Raw genomic sequence first — 19,270 nt, forward strand, 5'->3', positions numbered from 1 at the left:
AACCGCAGCCCAATCGGCATTTCACGCGCCGCGCGGGACGGCTTAGCGTGAGTGTCGGAGCCCTCTTGACGGGTCCACTATCCTGGACTGGTAAGTCCAGTCTGATGAACCATCCTGCAGGGGAGTGAGCCGGTGGACAGCCCGGTCAAGGAGACGACGGCGGGCGCGACGACGGCGGCCGCGCGGACGGGGGGCGCGCGGACGGCGACGGGTGAGCGCACGCCGACTGCCCCGGCTCGCGCGACCCGCCTGGGCCCGGTGGCACTCGTCGTAGCGGGCGGCCTGTCCGTCCAGTTCGGCTCGGCCGTCGCCGTCCTGCTGATGCCGCGCGCCGGCGCGCTCGGCGTGGTGACGCTGCGGCTCGTCCTCGCCGCCGTGGTCCTGCTGATCGTCTGCCGCCCGAAGGTCCGTGGCTACAACCGGGCCGACTGGGGCACGATCGTCGCCTTCGGCACCGCGATGGCCGGGATGAACATCTTCATCTATCAGGCCGTCGACCGGATCCCCCTCGGCGCCGCCGTGACCCTGGAGGTCCTCGGCCCGCTGCTCCTCTCGGTCATCGCCTCGCGCCGCCTCTCGAACCTCATCTGGGCGGGGCTGGCGCTCGGCGGCGTCCTCCTGCTCAGCGGCATGCTCACCGGCGGCGGCTTCGACCGCCTGGACCCGGTCGGCGCCGGCTTCGCCCTGGCGGCGGGCGCGATGTGGGCGACGTACATCGTGTTCAGCGCCCGGACCGGCCGACGCTTCCCGCAGGCGGACGGGCTGGCGCTCGCGATGGCCTTCGGCGCGGTCCTGAGCCTGCCCTTCGGCATCATCGAGGCGGGCGACAAGCTCCTGGTCCCCTCGACGATCGCCCTCGGCCTCGCGGTCGCCCTGATGTCCTCGGTCCTCCCCTACACCCTCGAACTCCTGGCCCTCCGCCGCCTCCCCGCCCCCACCTTCGCCATCCTGATGAGCCTCGAACCGGCCATCGCCGCAACGGCGGGCTTCCTCGTCCTGAGCCAGGGCCTCTCCCTCCTGGACGCCCTCGCCATCGCCCTCGTCATCGCGGCAAGCATGGGCGCGGTCCGCACCCAGACGAAGCGGATCGGGCCGGTCCCGGAGGCGTAGACCGCGGGCGCATCCGCGGGGTGGGCGCAGCTCGCGGACGTACCGCAGCCAGCGGGCGTGCCGCGGCTCACGGACGTACCGCAGGATGGGGGCGTGCTGCCTCCTCGACTGCTGTGGTGCGACCCCCGGCCCATCCCCCGGTTCAACCGGCAGGAACCGGTGACCACGGTCGTTCGCGATCCCGGCTTCTACGAGCCGGCCGAGGAGGACGACTGCTGGAGGTTCACGTACTTCTGCCAGACGCATGACCGCCCCTACTGGCACGAGGCCTGCGGGGAAGGGCCGCATGTCATCGCCCTGCACTGCGACGAGCACGGGCCGGAGAACATGTGGCCGCAGTCGACGATGCTGATGTTCCCGGGAGGGTTCGCCCCCTCGCTGACCGACGCGCAGTTGGCCTGGGCGGAAGCGGAAGCGGAAGCGGAAGCGGAGGCGCAGGCGGAGGGGAGCGCCGGCGCCTAAGTGGCTCCTCGCCTGGCCGCAGAACGCGGTCTCAGTGGCGGGCGTGGCGGATTTTCAGGCGGCCGAAGCCGATGGCGCCGGTGATGTGGATGGTCGGGCCCGTGGGGCGGGAGTTGCGGTGGGGCTTGTGGAGGGTGGGCTTCCAGCCGGTCTGGAGGTCCTCCAGGTCGATGATCGCGTCGCGCGGGACCGTGATCTTGGCCTTGCCGGTGCCGAGCTGTAGTTCCCCAGATCCGCGCCAAGGGCGTTCGCTCGTACGGGAATTGGCTGGCCCGGACGAGCCCTCGGGGGGAATTTCCGGCAGTACAAGCAAGCATGCTTGATTGTTTCTCCCGCCACTGACATGCTCCTCCGCACACGCCCGTGTCCCGAGGGGAGCGCACCGTGTCCGACCCCGCCGTCGTTCTCGACGACCTACGCCGTGAGAGCGAGGAAGTCGACCGGCTCGTCGCTGAGTTGAGCGACACGAGATGGGCCGCGCCCACCCCCGCCGCCGGCTGGACCGTCGCCCACCAGATCGCCCACCTCGCCTGGACCGACCGCGCCGCGCTCCTCGCCGTCACCGACGCCGAGGGGTTCCGCGTCGAGGCCGAGAAGGCGCTCGCCGCGCCCGAGTCGTTCGTCGACGACGGCGCCGCCGAGGGCGCCGCGCTCGCCCCCGCCGACCTCCTCGGGCGCTGGCGCGTCGGCCGCGAGCGGCTCTGGACGGCCCTGGCCACCGCCCCGCCCGGCGCCCGTTTCCCCTGGTACGGGCCGCCCATGAGCGCCGCCTCGATGGCGACCGCCCGCCTCATGGAGACCTGGGCGCACGGCCAGGACATCGCCGACGCCCTCGGGGCCGTCCGCCCGCCCACCGCCCGCCTGCGCCACGTCGCCTGGATCGGCGTCCGCGCCCGCGACTACGCCTATCTCGTACGGGGGCTCCAACCGCCCGCCGAGGCGTTCCGGGTCGAGCTCGTCGGACCGGGCGGTGAGGAGTGGGCTTACGGACCCGAGGACTCCGCCCAGCGGATCACCGGCCCCGCCCTCGACTTCTGCCTCCTCGTCACCCAGCGCGTCCACCGCCACGACACGGCCCTCGCGGCGGAAGGCGCGGACGCCGAGCACTGGCTCACCATCGCCCAGGCCTTCGCCGGACCCCCCGGCGGCGGGCGGCCGGCGAAGGAGCAGGCGTGATCCTTCGTATCGGCAACGCCTCCGGCTTCTACGGCGACCGCTTCGACGCCGTCCACGAGATGCTCACCGGCGGCGAACTCGACGTCCTCACCGGCGACTACCTCGCCGAGCTCACCATGCTCATCCTCGGCCGCGACCTCCTGAAGGACCCGAAGGGCGGCTACGCCAAGACCTTCCTGCGTCAGATGGAGGAGGGCCTCGGCCTCGCCCACGAGCGCGGTGTCCGCATCGTCACCAACGCCGGCGGCCTCAACCCCGCCGGCCTCGCCGATGCCCTCCGTGCCCTCGCCGACCGGCTCGGGCTGCCCACCCGGATCGCGTACGTCGAGGGCGACCGGCTCCCGCCCCGCGACGGCATCCTGACCGCCAACGCCTACCTCGGCGGCGCCGGCATCGCCGCCTGCCTGGCCGCCGGCGCCGACGTCGTCGTCACCGGCCGCGTCACCGACGCCGCCCTCGTCACAGGACCCGCCCAGTGGAGGTTCGGGTGGGGGCCGGAGGAGTACGACGCGCTGGCCGGCGCGGTCGTCGCCGGGCACGTCCTGGAGTGCGGTACGCAGGCCACCGGTGGCAACTACGCCTTCTTCACCCACCACGACCCGCGCGACCTGCGCCGTCCCGGGTTTCCGCTCGCCGAGATCCACCCCGACGGCACCTCCGTCATCACCAAGCACCCCGGCACCGGCGGCGTCGTCGACCTCGGCACCGTCACCGCGCAGCTCCTGTACGAGACGGCCGGCGCGCGGTACGCCGGGCCCGACGTGACCGCCCGGCTCGACACCGTACGGCTCACCCAGGACGGGCCCGACCGGGTGCGGATCGACGGCGTACGGGGCGAGGCCCCGCCGCCCACCCTCAAGGCCGGGCTCACCCGGATCGGCGGCCACCGCAACGAGGTCGTCTTCGTCCTCACCGGCCTCGACATCGAGGCCAAGGCCCAGCTCGTGAAGGAACAGGTGGAGGACGCCTTCGAGCGCGCCAAGTCCCGGCCCGCCGACGTCCGTTGGGAGCTGGCCCGGACGGACAAGAGCGACGCCGACACCGAGGAGACCGCAAGCGCCCTCCTCCGGCTCGTCGTCCGCGACCCCGCCCCCGAACCCGTCGGCCGCGCCCTCACCGGCGCCGCGATCGAACTGGCCCTCTCCAGCTACCCCGGCTTCCACGTCACCGCCCCACCCGGCAAGGGCGCCCCCTACGGGGTCTTCGAGGCCGCGTACGTCCCCGCCTCCGACGTACCGCACACCGCCGTCCTGCCCGACGGGACCCGCGTCACCCTCCCCGTACCCGTAGGGCCCGTACGGACTCGGGATCTGGAGCCCGTCGCCGAACCGCCGCTGCCCGCGCCCCTGCCCGACGGCGGGCCGACGCGCCGCGCGCCGCTCGGGCTCGTCGCCGGGGCCCGCAGCGGCGACAAGGGAGGCGACGCGAACGTCGGGGTGTGGGTGCGTACGGAGGCCGCGTGGCGGTGGGTCGTTCACGCCCTGACCGTCGACGCGCTGAAGCAACTCCTCCCGGAGGCCCGGGACTTCGACGTCGTACGGCACGTCCTGCCCAACCTCCGCGCCCTGAACTTCGTCGTCACCGGCATCCTCGGCGAAGGCGTCGCCTCCCAGGCCCGCTTCGACCCCCAGGCCAAGGCCCTCGGCGAGTGGCTCCGCGCCCGCGAACTCGACGTCCCGGTGGACGTCCTGGAAAGCAGCTGTGACCGCCCCGGAGGAACTCCTGTGAACGACGTACCGGAGGAACTCCTGTGACCGACCCGGAGGAACTGCTGTGACTGTCCTCGCCTCCGCCCTCGACACCGGCGGACCCGACTACGCCGCCCACCGCGCCGCCATGCTCGACAAGCTCGCCGCCCTCGACACCGAGCACGCCAAGGCGCTCGCGGGCGGCGGGGAGAAGTACGTCCAACGGCACCGCAAACGCGGCAAGTTGCTCGCGCGGGAGCGGATCGAGCTGCTTCTCGACCCGGACACGCCCTTCCTGGAGCTCTCCCCGCTCGCCGCCTGGGGCAGCGACTACCCGGTCGGCGCGTCGATCGTCACCGGCATCGGGGTGGTCGAGGGCGTCGAGTGCCTGGTCACCGCCAACGACCCGACCGTACGCGGCGGCGCCTCCAATCCATGGACCCTGAAGAAGGCCCTGCGGGCGAACGAGATCGCGTACGCCAACCGGCTCCCGGTCATCTCGCTCGTCGAGTCCGGCGGCGCCGACCTGCCGTCCCAGAAGGAGATCTTCATCCCCGGCGGCGCGCTCTTCCGCGACCTCACCCGGCTCTCCGCCGCCGGCATCCCCACCATCGCGGTCGTCTTCGGCAACTCGACGGCCGGCGGGGCGTACGTCCCCGGCATGTCCGACCACACCGTGATGATCAAGGAGCGGTCGAAGGTCTTCCTCGGCGGTCCGCCGCTGGTGAAGATGGCGACGGGAGAGGAGAGCGACGACGAGTCGCTCGGCGGAGCCGAGATGCACGCCCGTACGTCCGGTCTCGCCGACCACTACGCCGTCGACGAGACCGACGCGCTGCGCCAGGCCCGCCGGATCGTCGCCCGCCTCAACCACCGCAAGGCGCACCCCGATCCGGGCCGCGACGGCGCGATGGCAGAGCCGCCGAAATACGACGAGGACGAGCTGCTCGGGATCGTGCCGGGGGACCTGAAGACCCCCTTCGACCCGCGCGAGGTCATCGCCCGCATCGTCGACGGCTCGGACTTCGACGAGTTCAAGCCGCTGTACGGGCCGAGCCTGGTGACCGGCTGGGCCGAGCTCCACGGCTACCCGGTCGGCGTCCTCGCCAACGCCCAGGGCGTGCTGTTCAGCGCCGAGTCGCAGAAAGCGGCGCAGTTCATCCAGCTAGCCAACCAGCGCGACATCCCCCTGCTCTTCCTGCACAACACCACCGGCTACATGGTCGGCAAGGAGTACGAGCAGGGCGGCATCATCAAGCACGGCGCCATGATGATCAACGCGGTGTCGAACAGCCGGGTGCCGCATCTGAGCGTGCTGATGGGCGCGTCGTACGGCGCCGGGCACTACGGCATGTGCGGCCGGGCCTACGACCCGCGCTTCCTCTTCGCCTGGCCGAGCGCCAAGTCGGCCGTCATGGGCCCGCAGCAGCTCGCCGGTGTGCTCTCGATCGTCGCGCGGGCGAGCGCCGCCGCGAAGGGGCAGCCGTACGACGACGACGCGGACGCCGGGCTGCGCGCGATGGTCGAGGCGCAGATCGAGTCGGAGTCGCTGCCGATGTTCCTGTCCGGGCGGCTGTACGACGACGGCGTCATCGACCCCCGCGACACCCGCACGGTCCTCGGGCTGTGCCTGTCCGCGATCCACACGGCACCGGTCGAGGGCGCGCGCGGCGGCTTCGGCGTCTTCCGGATGTGAGGCCACCCATGATCGGAACCCTGCTCGTCGCCAACCGGGGCGAGATCGCCTGCCGGGTCTTCCGCACCTGCCGCGAACTCGGCATCGCGACGGTCGCGGTGTACTCGGACGCGGACGCCGGCGCGCTGCACGTACGGGAGGCGGACGCGGCGGTACGGCTGCCGGGGGCGGCGCCCTCGGAGACGTACCTCCGTGGCGACCTGGTCGTGAAGGCGGCGCTCGCGGCGGGCGCGGACGCGGTGCACCCGGGGTACGGCTTCCTCTCCGAGAACGCGGAGTTCGCGCGGGCCGTGCTCGACGCGGGCCTGGTGTGGATCGGGCCGCCGCCGGAGGCGATCGAGGCGATGGCCTCGAAGACGCGGGGCAAGGAACTCCTCGGGATCCCCCCGCTCGCGGCCGCCGACGTCACCGAGGCGGACCTGCCGGTCCTGGTGAAGGCGGCGGCGGGCGGCGGCGGGCGCGGCATGCGGATCGTCCGCGAACTCGCCGCACTGGACGGAGAATTGAAGGCGGCCTCGGCGGAGGCGGCGAGCGCGTTCGGGGACGGCGAGGTGTTCGTCGAGCCGTACGTGGAGAACGGCCGCCACGTCGAGGTCCAGATCCTGGCGGACGGGCAGGGCGCGGTGTGGGCGCTCGGTACGCGCGACTGCTCGCTCCAGCGCCGCCACCAGAAGGTCATCGAGGAGTCCCCGGCGCCGGGACTCGCGCCCGAACTCGTCGACTCCCTGTACGCCCGGTCCGTCGCCGCCGCGAAGGCGGTCGGATACGTGGGCGCGGGGACGGTGGAGTTCCTGGTCGCGGACGGGCGGGCGCACTTCCTGGAGATGAACACGCGGCTGCAGGTGGAGCACCCGGTGACGGAGGAGGTGTACGGGGTGGACCTGGTGCGCCTCCAGCTGTCGGTCGCCGAGGGCACCCCGCTCCCGCCGGAGCCCCCGGCCCCGACCGGCCACGCCATCGAGGCCCGGCTCTACGCGGAGGACCCGGCGTCGGGCTGGACGCCCCAGGCGGGCGTGCTGCACGCGCTGGAGGTCGTCCCGGCCGCGACGCGTGTCGACGCCGGCTACGGCTCCGGCGACGCGGCCGCGACGCGGGTCGATGCCGGCTACGCCTCAGGCGACACCATCGGTGTCCACTACGACGCCATGCTCGCCAAGGTCGTCGTCCACGCGCCCACCCGCCCCGAGGCGATCCGCAAGCTCGCACGCGCGCTGGAGACGGCCCGGGTGCACGGTCCTGTCACCAACCGGGAGTTGCTCGTCGGGTCCCTCCGGCACCCCGAGTTCCGGGATCCGACGCGGCTTGACACCGGGTTCTACGAGCGGAATCTCGACGCGCTCACCCAGGCGTCGCCCGGCGAGGCGTACGCCGCCGTCGCCGCCGCGCTCGCGGACGCCGCGCGGCGGCGGGGCCGGTTCGGGGGCGGGTGGCGGAACCTCGCCTCGCAGGACCAGGTCAAGACGTACGGCGAGCACGAGGTCCGGTACCGCCCCACCCGCGACGGCGGGTACGCGGTCACCGCGCCCGAGGGCGTCCGGGTCGAGTCCGCCTCGCCGGACCACGTACGCCTTGAGGTAGACGGCGTGGTCAGGTCCTTCGAGGTCGCGACATACGGCGACGACAGCACCACCGTCCACGTAGGCCGCCACCGGCTAACGGTCCACCCCCGCTTCCCCGACGCGGCGGACCAGCGCGAGCCCGGCTCTCTCCTGGCCCCCATGCCCGGCACCGTCGTCCGGGTCGCGGAGGGTCTCACGGTCGGGGACCGGGTGACCGCCGGGCAGCCGCTCCTCTGGCTGGAGGCGATGAAGATGGAGCACCGCGTCACCGCCCCCGCTTCCGGCACGCTGACCGCGCTCCATGCGACCCCGGGCCGCCAGGTGGAGGTGGGCGCCCTGCTAGCCGTAGTACAGCAGTCCGAGCAGTCCGTGCAGACCGAAGCACAGGAGGACCAGACCGCATGAGCAGCACGATGATCGAAAGCGAAGAGCTGACCGCGCTCCGCGCCGCCGTCGCGGCGCTCGGCCACCGCCACGGCCCCGGGTTCGACCGTGCGGCGCTGTGGGCGGAGGCGGGCAAGCTCGGCTACCTGGGCGTGAACCTGCCCGAGGAGTACGGCGGTGGGGGCGGCGGCATGGCCGAGCTGTCGATCGTCCTGGAGGAGGCGGGGGCCGCAGGCGCCCCGCTCCTGATGATGGTGGTCTCGCCCGCGATCTGCGGCACGGTCATCGCCCGCTTCGGCACGGAGGAACAGAAGCGGAGCTGGCTCCCGGGTCTGGCGGACGGCTCGCTCACCATGGCCTTCGGCATCACCGAGCCGGACGCGGGCTCCAACTCCCACCGGATCACGACCACGGCCACGAAGACGGAGGACGGCTGGGTCCTCAACGGCCGCAAGGTGTTCGTGTCGGGTGTCGACATCGCCGACGCGACCCTGATCGTCGGCCGGATGTCGGACGCCCGGACGGGCAACCTCAAGCCCTGCCTGTTCATCGTCCCCCGTGAAGCCCCCGGGTTCGGGCGTCGGCAGATCGAGATGGAACTGGACGCGAACGAGAAGCAGTTCGAGCTGACGCTCGACGACGTCCACCTCCCGGCCGACGCGCTCGTCGGCGACGAGGACGCGGGGCTGCTCCAGCTCTTCGCCGGGCTCAACCCGGAGCGCATCATGACGGCGGCGTTCGCGATCGGCATGGGCCGCTACGCCCTCGCCCAGGCCGTGAAGTACGCGAAGGAGCGCCAGGTCTGGAAGACCCCGATCGGCGCCCACCAGGCCATCGCGCACCCCCTCGCCCAGGCCCACATCGAGCTGGAGCTGGCCCGGCTGATGATGCAGAAGGCCGCGCAGCTCTACGACGCCGGCGACGACATCGGCGCGGGCGAGGCCGCCAACATGGCCAAGTACGCGGCCGGCGAAGCCTGCGTGAAGGCCGTCGACCAGTCCGTCCACACCCTCGGCGGCAACGGCCTCACCCGAGAGTTCGGCCTGGCCCGCCTGATCGCCGCCTCCCGCGTGGCCCGCATCGCCCCGGTCAGCCGGGAAATGATCCTGAACTACGTGTCCCACCAGTCCCTGGGTCTCCCCAAGTCGTACTGATCCGGTCCATCCTGGCGACCACCTTCCACCTCTCCAGGGGGCACACATGGTGTTTCACAGCGAGTACGCGGATGTTCCGGCCGTCTCCCTTCCCATCCATGACGCCGTCCTCGGCCGGGCCGCCGAGTTCGGGGACGTTCCGGCGCTGATCGACGGGGCGGGGGAGCTGAGCCTCACGTACGCCCAGGTCGACGCGTTCCATCGGCGCGTCGCCGCCGGGCTTGCCGAGGCGGGGGTGCGGAAGGGGGACGTGCTCGCGCTGCACAGCCCCAACACCGTGCTGTATCCCGTCGCGTTCTACGCGGCCACCCGGGCCGGCGCGTCCGTCACCACCGTGCATCCGCTGGCGACGCCCGAGGAGTTCGCCAAGCAGCTCCAGGACTCCTCAGCGCGCTGGATCGTCACCGTCTCCCCGCTCCTGCCGTCCGCCCGCCGGGCGGCCGAACTCGCGGGTGGCATCGAGGAGATCTTCGTCTGCGACCAGGCCCCCGAGGGCGAGGGGGTTCGGTCCCTGCAGTCGATGCTCGGCTCCTCCGCCCCCGAGCCCGTCGTCGTGATCGATCCGGACGAGGACATCGCCGTCCTGCCGTACTCCTCCGGCACCACCGGAGTCCCCAAGGGCGTGATGCTCACGCACACGTCCATCGCGACCAATCTGGCGCAGTTGTATCCGCTGATGCCCATGCGGCCGGGGGATCGCATCCTTGCCGTGCTGCCGTTCTTTCATATTTATGGGCTCACCGCGCTGATGAACGCGCCCCTGCGGCACGGCGCCACCGTCGTCGTTCTTCCGCGCTTCGAGCTCGACACCTTCCTCGCCGCCATCCAGAACCACCGCATCAACGGCCTGTACGTCGCCCCGCCCATCGTCCTCGCGCTCGCCAAGCACCCTGCCGTCGCCGCGTACGACCTGTCCTCCCTGGAGTACATCGTCAGCGCCGCCGCCCCGCTCGACGCCTCGCTCGCCGAGGCGTGTTCGGCGCGGCTGAAGCTGCCGCCGGTCCGGCAGGCGTACGGGATGACCGAGCTGTCCCCGGGCACGCACGTCGTTCCGCTCGCCGCGCAGAACCCGCCGCCCGGCGCCGTCGGGCAGCTGCTGCCCTCCACCGAGATGCGGATCCTGTCCCTGGACGACCCGTCGAAGGACGCCGAACCGGGCGCGGAGGGCGAGGTCGCCATCCGGGGGCCGCAGGTCATGAAGGGGTACCTCGGGCGGCCCGACGCCACCGCCGCGATGATCGACGCGGAAGGGTGGGTGCACACCGGCGACATAGGCCGCGTCGACGAGAACGGCTGGCTGTTCGTCGTCGACCGGGTCAAGGAGCTCATCAAGTACAAGGGCTTCCAGGTCGCCCCCGCCGAACTCGAAGCCCTCCTGCTCACCCACGAGTCCATCGCCGACGCGGCCGTCATCGGCGTGACCGACGAGGACGGCACCGAGATCCCCAAGGCGTACGTCGTCCGGCAGGTGGGCGCGGACGGGCTCAGCGCCGAGGACGTGATGGCGTACGTGGCGGGGAAGGTCTCCCCGTACAAGAAGGTCAGGCGCGTGGAGTTCATCGACGGCGTGCCGCGCGCCGCTTCGGGGAAGATCCTCCGTCGTGAGCTGCGGGATCGGGAATGACAGCCGAGATGAAGGTGGACTCTTGAAGTTGGATCTAGGTATCGCCACGCTTACGCTCGACTCCCCTGAGAACCGCAACGCCCTCTCGGCCGCCCTGGTCGCCGAGTTGGCGGCGGCGTTCACGGAGTGCGCGCAGGACCCGGCGGTACGGGCGGTGGTGCTCACGCACACCGGCTCGACGTTCAGCGCGGGCGCGGACCTGAAGGCGCCGCCGAGCCCGTACGCCTTCGTGGACCTGCTCCGGCAGATCGTGGAGCTGCCGAAGCCCGTGGTGGCCGTCGTCGACGGGCACGTGAGGGCCGGCGGGCTCGGGCTGCTCGGGGCGTGCGACATCGTGGTCGCCTCGGAGGGCTCCGACTTCGCGCTGACCGAGGCGCGGATCGGGGTCGCGCCCGCCGTCGTCTCGCTGACGCTGCTGCCGAAGCTGGAGCCCCGGGCGGCGGCGCGGTACTACGTGACGGGGGAGCGGTTCGGTACGGCGGAGGCGGTCGCCATGGGGCTCGTCACCGCCACGGCGGATTCCCTCGACGCGATCCTCGACGGGCTGCGCCTGGGCTCCCCGCAGGGGCTGGCCGAGTCGAAGCGGCTGGTCACGGCTAGAGTCCTGGAGACCTTCGAGCGCGACGCGGAGGACCTGGTCCAGAGGTCGGCCACGCTCTTCGCCTCCCCCGAGGCGCGCGAAGGGATGACGGCCTTCCTCGAACGACGGGACCCCGAATGGCGGTTGTGACCGGCCCCAACCAAGGCCCCAGCCAAGGCCCCAGCCAAGGCCCCAAGCAAGGCCCCAAGCAAGGCCCGCAGCAAGGCCCCAAGCAAGGCGCCCCCAAGCAAGGCCCGCAGCAGGACAGGAGCCGCGCCACCCGGCAGCGGCTCCTGGAGGCGGCGGTGGCCTGCCTGGCCGAACACGGCTGGGCGGGCTCCACCGTCGCCGTGGTCGCCGAGCGGGCCGGCGTCTCGCGGGGCGCGGCGCAGCACCACTTCCCGACCCGCGAGGACCTCTTCACGGCGGCCGTCGAGTACGTCGCCGAGGAGCGCTCCCAGGCCCTGCGCGGGCTCCCGGCGCGCGACCGCCGCGAGGCCGTCGCCGCGCTCGTGGACCTGTTCACCGGGCCGCTCTTCCGCGCCGCCCTCCACCTCTGGGTCGCGGCCGCCCACGCGCCCCAGCTGCACGCCCGCGTCACGGAGTTGGAGGCCCGTGTCGGTCGCGAGTCCCACCGGATGGCCGTGACCCTGCTGGCAGCCGACGAGTCCGTCCCGGGGGTACGGGAGACGGTGCAAGGGTTCCTGGACATGGCCCGTGGTCTGGGGCTCGCCACGCTCCTCACGGACGACGCGGGCCGCCGCGCGCGGGTGGTGGCGCAGTGGTCGGTCCTCCTGGACGAGGTCCTGGGCACTCAGAGCGGCGCCGGTGCCGTTTCCGGTACGGAGAGCGCCGCGAGGTAGCCGGTCAGCGCGGCCGCCGTGCCCGCCAGCGGGAAGCGGGCGCCCAGCTGCCCGTCGGGGCGGACGAGGAAGCCCGTCGGGCCGTCCGGATGGTAGAGCCGCGCGAACTCCCCGCCCGCGTCCCGGTATTCGGGCACCTCGCCTTGTACGCGTACGTCGTCCCCGCCCACGCGCGCCAGCACCGCGACGGTCGTCGGCCGGTCCCCGCCCACCGCCTCGGCGACCACCGCGACCGCCTCCGCAGCCCTCGCGAGTTCGGCGGCCTTGTCCGCGTACAGCAGCAGGACGTGCCCGGTGCGGCCGCGCAGGACGTCGAGCAGCCGCAGCGGGTAGGCGGCGAGGGGAGTCGTCAGGCCGGCGCAGTCCGGGGCCCGGTCGCCGGGCTGGGGCGCGTCGTCGGGGCCGTACGGATGGTCCGCGAGCGGGCCGTCCCGGTAGGAGACGAGGAGTTGGGCCTCCCGCATCATCAGGGTCGTCGGGTCGTCGGGGTCGGCCTCCATGCCCTGCCTCGCGTGCCGGACGGTACGGCCCACGACCTCCTCGCCGACCGGGCGCCGCTCGGCGTCGTAACTGCTGAGCAGCGCCGGTCCGGCCTCCCCGCGCAGGATCAGGGCGAGCTTCCAGGCCAGGTTGCAGGCGTCCTGGATCCCGGTGTTCATGCCCTGGGCGCCGGTCGGCGGGTGGATGTGGGCGGCGTCGCCCGCGACGAACACCCGGCCCTCGCCGTACCGGTCGACGATCCGGTGGCTGATCCGGAAGACCGACGACCAGCGCAGTTCGGAGACGCGGGCGGGCACGGGGGCCAGCCGGTCGACGACGGCCTGGATGTGCGAAAGGTCGGGCGCCCGGCCGCCCTCCAGACCGTGTGCCACCCCGTCGCCCTCGCTGTGGGTGGAGAGCTCGGGCGGGACCGTCATCGACATGCGGTAGCGGCCCGTCCCGGGCAGCGGGATGCAGACCAGAAGGTCGTCCGTCGAGCCGTCCTGGCCGACGTGCATGGACCGGATGCCGTACCCGTACGGCATGTCCCAGTCGGCCTCGACGTCGCCGAGCATGTACTCCTCCGGGAACGCCCCGCCCTCGAAGCCGAGCCCGAGGCCCTTGCGTACGGTGCTGTGCGCGCCGTCGCAGCCGATCAGGTACCGGACCCGCAGCTCCTCCTCCGCGCCGGACGCGGCCCGCAGCCGCGCCGTCACCCCGTCCGCGTCCTGCGCGAACGACACCAGCTCCGTGGAGCGCTCGATGACCGTGCCCAGACCGGCGACGTACTCCTCCAGGAGGCGTTCGGTCTCGTACTGCGGCAGCGCGGCGAAGCCGTACGGCACCTCCGGCGGCAGTTCGAGCTCGATCCGTCCCCGCTCCTGGCCGTTGACGTAGATCAGCTGGCCGCGCATCGGGACCGCGGCCTCCAGGACGGCCCGGGCCAGGCCCATCCGGTCCCAGATCTCCAGGGTGCGCGGCTGGACGCCGACGGCCTTCGCGTACGGCAGGCGGGCCGGCAGCCGGTCGACGAGCCGGCAGCGCACGCCGCGCCTGCGCAGTTCGGCGGCCGCGCTGAGGCCTACGGGCCCGGCGCCCACGATCAGCACGTCGGTCGGCGCGTCGGTCGGCACAGCGCTTGTACGGGTGTCTGCCACGGGTTCCTCCCAGTGCGACGGGCCCCCGGACCGCTCCCGGACACCATGGTCACCCGGCGACGTGACCCGCGCCACATACGTACGGCCCGCCCCGCAGTACGCTGGTCGCATGCTTTCGCTCGTACGCCGCCGCCACGTGGACTTCCTCCGCGTCACGAGCATGGGCTGTCGGCGCTCCGCCTGACCTCGTAGCCCCCCTCTCTTCAGGCACCCGCGCCCCCCGCCCCACCCCTGGCGGCGCGCCCGGGCCCCGGACACCCCGCGGACGCACACCATGACGCACAGCACCTCCTCCACCCAGCAGGCGTACAGCTCCCAGCAGCCGGACAGGCCCGAGCAGCCGTACAGCTCCCAGCTGCCGATCGTCGACCTCTCCGCCGCCGACCGCGGCCCGCAGGCCCGGCGACTGCTCCACGCCCAGCTGCACTCCGCAGCCCACGACGTCGGCTTCTTCCAGCTCGTCGGGCACGGCGTCACCGAGGCCGAGACGAGGGCGCTGACCTCCGCGATGAAGGCCTTCTTCGCCCTCCCGGAGGCCGACCGGCTCGCGCTCGACACCACCAACTCGCCACACTTCCGCGGCTACACCCGCATCGGCGACGAACGCACCGGCGGCTCCCGCGACTGGCGGGACCAGCTCGACATCGGCGCCGAGCGCCCCGCGCGCGTCCCCGGCCCCGGCGAGGCCCCGTACTGGTGGCTCCAGGGCCCCAACCAGTGGCCCGCCGCCCTCCCCGAGCTGCGCCTCGCCGCGCTGAACTGGGTCGAGCGGCTGAGCGGCGTCGCCGAGCGGCTGCTGCACGAGCTGCTCGCCTCGATCGGCGCGCCCGAGGGCTTCTACGACGACGTGTTCGGCGACCGGGCCCACCCGCACCTGAAGCTGGTGCGCTACCCCGGCAGCGCGGGCGACGGGGCCGATCAGGGCGTCGGCGCCCACAAGGACTACGGCTTCCTGACGCTGCTGCTCCAGGACCATGTCGGCGGCCTCCAGGTGGAGCGCGAGGACGGCCTCTTCCACGACGTGCCGCCGCTGCCGGGCGCGTTCGTCGTGAACCTCGGCGAGCTCCTCGAAGTGGCGACGAACGGCTACCTGCTCGCCACCAACCACCGGGTGGTCTCGCCGCCCGCGGCGACGGAACGCTTCTCCGTGCCGTTCTTCTACAACCCGCGCCTCGACGCCCGGATCGCCCCGCTGGCGTTCCCGTACGCCTCGACGGCGCCCGGGGTCACGACCGACCCGGCGAACCCGCTGTTCGCCGAGTACGGCCGCAACGAACTGAAGGGCAAGCTGCGCGCCCACCCGCTGGCCGCGGCCCGCCACCACGCGGACCTGCTGCTCGCGGAGGCGCGCCCGCTCACGGCGGCCTGAGGCGGCCCGAGGCGGCCTGAGACAGGCTGAGACGGCCTGAGGCGGCCTGAGACGGCCTGAGACACGCGAGGACCCGGGGCCGCTGTGCGGGCTGCCCCGGGTCCGTCGTCTGTTGCTTCCCGCTTCCGTCTGGACTCAGCCCGCGAACGACGCCAGGTCCGCGTAGCCCGCGATCTCGCGCGGGTCGCGCTGGCCCGGGCCCGTGTAGCGGGCGCTCGGGCGCACCAGGCGGCCCGTGCGCTTCTGCTCCAGGATGTGCGCCGACCAGCCGGCGGTACGGGCGCAGCTGAACATCGACGTGAACATGTGCGCCGGGACCTCGGCGAAGTCCAGGACGATCGCCGCCCAGAACTCGACGTTCGTCGCGAGCACGCGGTCGGGGCGGCGGTTGTGCAGCTCCTCCAGGGCGGCCTTCTCCAGCGCCTCGGCGACCTCGAAGCGCGGCGCGGCCAGCTCCTTCGCCGTACGGCGGAGCACGCGGGCGCGCGGGTCCTCGGCGCGGTACACGCGGTGGCCGAAGCCCATCAGCCGCTCGCCCTGGTCCAGGGCCTTCTTCACGTACGCCGTGGCGTCGCCGGTCCGCTCGATCTCCTCGATCATGCCGAGGACGCGGGACGGCGCGCCGCCGTGCAGCGGCCCGGACATGGCGCCGACGGCGCCCGAGAGCGCCGCGGCGACGTCCGCGCCGGTGGAGGCGATGACGCGGGCGGTGAAGGTGGAGGCGTTCATGCCGTGCTCGGCGGCCGAGGTCCAGTACGCGTCGACGGCCTTGACGTGCTTCGGGTCGGGCTCGCCGCGCCAGCGGATCATGAACCGCTCGACGACCGACTGCGCCTTGTCGATCTCGCTCTGCGGCACCATCGGCAGGCCCTGGCCGCGCGCCGACTGTGCGACGTACGAAAGCGCCATGACGGCGGCGCGCGCGAGGTCGTCGCGGGCCTGCTCGGCGTCGATGTCGAGGAGCGGCTTGAGGCCCCAGACCGGCGCGAGCATGGCGAGCGCGGACTGCACGTCGACGCGGATGTCACCGGAGTGGACCGGGATCGGGAACGGCTCGGCCGGCGGCAGACCCGGGTCGAACGCGCCGTCGACCAGCAGGCCCCAGACGTTGCCGAACGAGACGTGACCGACGAGATCCTCGATGTCGACGCCGCGGTACCGAAGAGCGCCGCCCTCCTTGTCGGGTTCGGCGATCTCCGTCTCGAACGCGACGACTCCCTCGAGCCCGGGTACGAAGTCGGACATCAGGCGGCTCCTCTATCGATGATCAATCATCCAGCGGTGGGCGGGACCTGTCGGCCAGGACCTTCGGGGGCCTTTGGGGACCTATGGTCGGGAAGCAACAGTCATCCAGCCCAAGAGTCTGTACGGTTCCGATGATGCGGGGAAGCGTGACATCCGGCACACTGCGCCGATCCGGCGACGAAGGGTTAACGGCCCGCGATGCCGGGCAGACTGCGCCTCTGCGGCAGGATGAACCCTGTGACCGACGCTCTCGATCCCGCCGACATGCGCGAGCAGTACCGCACCACGGAGCTGACTGTGGCCGATCTCGCCCCCGAACCGATCGAACAGTTCGCGCGCTGGTTCACGGCGGTCGCCACGAGCCCGGCGATCCACGAGCCGAACGCGATGGTCGTCTCGACCGCGACGCCCGACGGCCGGCCGTCCTCCCGCACGGTGCTCCTGAAGCACTACGACACGGCGGGCTTCGTCTTCTACACCAACTACTCCTCCCGCAAGGGCGGCGAGCTGGCGGCCAATCCGTACATCTCGCTGCTCTTCCCCTGGCACCCGCTGGCCCGCCAGGTCATCGTCACGGGCCGGGCGGTCCGCACCGGCCGGGACGAGACCGTCGCGTACTTCCGCACCCGCCCGCACGGCTCCCAGCTGGGCGCCTGGGCCAGCCACCAGTCCTCGGTGATCGCGTCCCGCGAGGAGCTGCTCGCCCGTTACGAGGAGCTGGCCGCCCGCTACCCGGCGGACGAGCAGGTGCCGGTGCCGCCGGAGTGGGGCGGCTTCCGGGTCGTCCCGGACACGGTGGAGTTCTGGCAGGGGCACGAGAACCGGCTGCACGACCGGCTGCGGTACGTACGGGCCGAGGACGGCGCCGACAAGTGGCGGGTGGAGCGCCTCTCACCCTGAGAGCCGTGATGCCTGGCTGAGCGCCGTCTCGACCGCGTGCGGGATGTCGGTCACCGGGAACTGGACGTGCCGCACGGCCCGCTCCCGGTCCAGGACGAGCACGGCCCGCTTGAGCCGGAGCGCCTGGCCGGCGCGGAAGGTCGGCAGCCGGAGCGCCGCCGCGAGCCGGGCGTCCATGTCGGAGAGCAGCGGGAACGGGATGTCCTCGGCGGCGGCGAAGGCCCGCTGTTCGTCGGGGCGCTGGGTCGAGACGCCGTGGACGGCGATCCCGGCGGCCGTGAAGTCCTCGTACGCGTCCCTGAACAGCCGGTTCTCCAGCGTGCAGCCGACCGTGCCGGGGATGTCGTTCCAGCCGTCGGGCAGCGGGCTCGGCCGCCCGGTCGCGGGGTAGCAGAAGAGCACGGTGGCGGCGGCGTCCGGGTCCACCGGGTCGCGCTCGGCGCCGGTGTGCGCGGGCAGGGTGAGCCGCGGCAGCCGGGTGCCGGGCAGCTCGTGGACGCGGAGGGCCTCGGCGCTGCGCTCGTCGGCGGAGGCGGTGAGGCTCCCGTCGCCGAGCAGCCAGCGGTCGGACCAGTCCTGCATGGCGACCAGGACGGGGAGCAGGGCGCGCCCGGCGGGGCTGAGCCGGTACTCGTACCGCACGGGCCCCTCCTGGTACGGCACGCGGTCGAGCACGCCGCTGTCGACGAGGTGGCCGAGGCGCTCGGTGAGGACCTTGCGGGAGATGCCCAGCTCGGCCTGGAGCTCGTCGAAGCGGTGCCGGCCGCGCGCGGTCTCCCGGACGAGCAGCAGGCTCCACCAGTCGCCGACGACGGCGGCGGCCTGGGCGATCGCGCAGGCGGCGTCGCGCTCGGGCACGGCTCGGACCATGCGCGCTCCTCCTTCGGCCTAGTACCCGGTTTCCCGGTTTTCTTCCGGTCCATCTTGCGGCACGGAGTGAGTTCCCGATAGAAACTCATTGTAAGTTCCGAAAAGAGACTCACGCGTCGGTGCGGGTCTCGGGGGAGGGGAATCCCGCATGTCCACAGCCTGGGCGACCGCATGGCGCACCTGGCAGACGACCCGTCGCGCCTATCCATGGACGTACGCCGTCGGTACGGTCCTGCCGGCCGCGCTCGCCATCGGGCTCGCGTACCTCGGCTACCACGCCATCGGCGGCGGAGCCGTCGCCGAGGACTTCACCGAGGGCAGCGGCACCACCGCCTACCTCGCCTACATCGTCGTCGGCGCGACCGCCTTCCAGTTCACGGTCCGGCTCATCCTCTGGTCCGCGAAGGCGCTGATCACCGAGCAGCGGCAGGGCACCCTCGCCGCCCTCCTCATCGCGCCCGCGCGCCGCTTCCCGTACCTCGCGGGCTTCACGGCCTTCGCGGTCCTCAGCAGCCTGGTCGAGTTCCTCGCCCTCGGCGTCGTCGTCGCCCTGCTGGGCATCGCCGTCCCGGTCGCCTCCGCGCCCGGCCTGCTCCTCGGCGCCCTCGCCCTGGTCGGCGCGGTCTTCGCCCTCTCGGTGGGGCTGGGCGGGCTGATGATCGCCGCCGGTGAGGCGCACATCTCGCAGAACACCGTCTTCATCGTCCTCGGCCTGGTCGGCGGCTTCACCTTCCCGCGCGCCTATCTGCCGGAGCCGGTCCAGTGGTTCGCCGAACTGCTGCCGACGACCTCGGCGACGGACGTCCTGCACGCCGCGACCACCGGGGCCGGCTCGCTGCCCGAACTGCTGCCGCGGCTGGCGGTATGCGCGCTGCTGAGCGGCGCGTACCTGCTCCTCGGCCTGAAGTACCTGCCGCGGGCCGAGGCCCGCGCGATCGAGAGGAACTACTGAG

At 72.8% G+C, this 19,270-nt stretch carries 16 protein-coding genes and 1 pseudogene; 13 read left to right on the plus strand and 4 right to left on the minus strand.

Annotation, left to right across the window (positions count from 1 at the left end):
• The first annotated feature begins 132 nt into the window (after positions 1 to 132).
• Complete coding sequence (locus ACFWRO_RS09745; RefSeq protein ID WP_384506834.1) at positions 133 to 1,110, plus strand: DMT family transporter; 978 nt, start codon at positions 133 to 135, stop codon at positions 1,108 to 1,110.
• Between the two features lie 93 nt (positions 1,111 to 1,203).
• The gene (locus ACFWRO_RS09750; RefSeq protein ID WP_384506838.1) at positions 1,204 to 1,572 is read left to right on the plus strand and encodes a hypothetical protein; all 369 of its coding nucleotides are present in this window, start codon (positions 1,204 to 1,206) and stop codon (positions 1,570 to 1,572) included.
• A gap of 31 nt (positions 1,573 to 1,603) precedes the next feature.
• Here ACFWRO_RS09750 and ACFWRO_RS09755 read toward each other — a convergent pair.
• Positions 1,604 to 1,798, minus strand: a pseudogene (locus ACFWRO_RS09755) (hypothetical protein); the annotation flags it as partial.
• A 158-nt stretch (positions 1,799 to 1,956) separates the two neighbouring features.
• Between ACFWRO_RS09755 and ACFWRO_RS09760 the strand changes: the two are divergent.
• The 8 genes from ACFWRO_RS09760 to ACFWRO_RS09795 are packed head-to-tail and all read left to right on the plus strand — an operon-like array spanning position 1,957 to position 12,296.
• Positions 1,957 to 2,748 carry a TIGR03084 family metal-binding protein gene (locus tag ACFWRO_RS09760; protein ID WP_384506841.1) on the plus strand — a complete coding sequence of 264 codons (792 nt, stop codon included), beginning with the start codon at positions 1,957 to 1,959 and terminating at the stop codon, positions 2,746 to 2,748.
• On the plus strand, positions 2,745 to 4,502 hold the full coding sequence (locus ACFWRO_RS09765) for an acyclic terpene utilization AtuA family protein (protein ID WP_384506843.1): 1,758 nt from the start codon (positions 2,745 to 2,747) through the stop codon (positions 4,500 to 4,502). The genes ACFWRO_RS09760 and ACFWRO_RS09765 overlap by 4 nt, the downstream gene beginning before the upstream one ends.
• 19 nt (positions 4,503 to 4,521) lie before the next feature.
• The gene (locus ACFWRO_RS09770; protein ID WP_384506845.1) at positions 4,522 to 6,132 is read left to right on the plus strand and encodes an acyl-CoA carboxylase subunit beta; all 1,611 of its coding nucleotides are present in this window, start codon (positions 4,522 to 4,524) and stop codon (positions 6,130 to 6,132) included.
• An 8-nt stretch (positions 6,133 to 6,140) separates the two neighbouring features.
• Positions 6,141 to 8,096 carry an acetyl/propionyl/methylcrotonyl-CoA carboxylase subunit alpha gene (locus ACFWRO_RS09775; protein ID WP_384506848.1) on the plus strand — a complete coding sequence of 652 codons (1,956 nt, stop codon included), beginning with the start codon at positions 6,141 to 6,143 and terminating at the stop codon, positions 8,094 to 8,096.
• Positions 8,093 to 9,229, plus strand: a complete 1,137-nt coding sequence (locus ACFWRO_RS09780) for an acyl-CoA dehydrogenase family protein (RefSeq protein ID WP_384506851.1) — start codon at positions 8,093 to 8,095, stop codon at positions 9,227 to 9,229. Before ACFWRO_RS09775 ends, ACFWRO_RS09780 begins: the two co-directional genes overlap by 4 nt.
• Positions 9,230 to 9,275: 46 nt before the next feature.
• Positions 9,276 to 10,853, plus strand: a complete 1,578-nt coding sequence (locus ACFWRO_RS09785; protein ID WP_384506853.1) for a 4-coumarate--CoA ligase family protein — start codon at positions 9,276 to 9,278, stop codon at positions 10,851 to 10,853.
• Between the two features lie 22 nt (positions 10,854 to 10,875).
• A complete protein-coding gene (locus ACFWRO_RS09790) occupies positions 10,876 to 11,583 on the plus strand; it encodes an enoyl-CoA hydratase family protein (RefSeq protein ID WP_384506856.1) in 708 nt (235 codons plus the stop codon).
• On the plus strand, positions 11,571 to 12,296 hold the full coding sequence (locus ACFWRO_RS09795; RefSeq protein ID WP_384506858.1) for a TetR/AcrR family transcriptional regulator: 726 nt from the start codon (positions 11,571 to 11,573) through the stop codon (positions 12,294 to 12,296). The genes ACFWRO_RS09790 and ACFWRO_RS09795 overlap by 13 nt, the downstream gene beginning before the upstream one ends.
• On the opposite strand, the gene ACFWRO_RS09800 is transcribed toward ACFWRO_RS09795, so the two are convergent.
• Positions 12,248 to 13,909: an FAD-dependent monooxygenase gene (locus tag ACFWRO_RS09800; protein WP_384507190.1), complete on the minus strand. Its 1,662-nt coding sequence runs from the start codon at positions 13,907 to 13,909 to the stop codon at positions 12,248 to 12,250. The two genes, ACFWRO_RS09795 and ACFWRO_RS09800, sit on opposite strands and share 49 nt — an antisense overlap.
• A gap of 298 nt (positions 13,910 to 14,207) precedes the next feature.
• On the opposite strand from ACFWRO_RS09800, the gene ACFWRO_RS09805 reads away from it, so the two are divergent.
• Positions 14,208 to 15,302, plus strand: a complete 1,095-nt coding sequence (locus tag ACFWRO_RS09805; protein WP_384506860.1) for an isopenicillin N synthase family dioxygenase — start codon at positions 14,208 to 14,210, stop codon at positions 15,300 to 15,302.
• Between the two features lie 135 nt (positions 15,303 to 15,437).
• On the opposite strand, the gene ACFWRO_RS09810 is transcribed toward ACFWRO_RS09805, so the two are convergent.
• Entirely contained in the window at positions 15,438 to 16,547 is a 1,110-nt protein-coding gene (locus ACFWRO_RS09810) for a citrate synthase 2 (RefSeq protein WP_384506863.1), read from the minus strand.
• Between the two features lie 228 nt (positions 16,548 to 16,775).
• Between ACFWRO_RS09810 and pdxH the strand changes: the two genes are divergently transcribed.
• On the plus strand, positions 16,776 to 17,447 hold the full coding sequence (gene pdxH, locus ACFWRO_RS09815) for a pyridoxamine 5'-phosphate oxidase (protein ID WP_384506866.1): 672 nt from the start codon (positions 16,776 to 16,778) through the stop codon (positions 17,445 to 17,447).
• Here pdxH and ACFWRO_RS09820 read toward each other — a convergent pair.
• Positions 17,439 to 18,317 (minus strand): winged helix-turn-helix transcriptional regulator, encoded by an 879-nt coding sequence (locus ACFWRO_RS09820; protein ID WP_384506869.1) that lies wholly within the window; start codon positions 18,315 to 18,317, stop codon positions 17,439 to 17,441. The two genes, pdxH and ACFWRO_RS09820, sit on opposite strands and share 9 nt — an antisense overlap.
• 148 nt (positions 18,318 to 18,465) lie before the next feature.
• Between ACFWRO_RS09820 and ACFWRO_RS09825 the strand changes: the two genes are divergently transcribed.
• Positions 18,466 to 19,269, plus strand: coding sequence for an ABC transporter permease (locus ACFWRO_RS09825; RefSeq protein ID WP_384506872.1), 804 nt, complete (start codon positions 18,466 to 18,468; stop codon positions 19,267 to 19,269).
• Position 19,270 lies beyond the last annotated feature (1 nt).

Origin of the sequence: Streptomyces sp. NPDC058579 (assembly GCF_042718575.1) — a bacterium.
GTDB lineage: Bacteria > Actinomycetota > Actinomycetes > Streptomycetales > Streptomycetaceae > Streptomyces.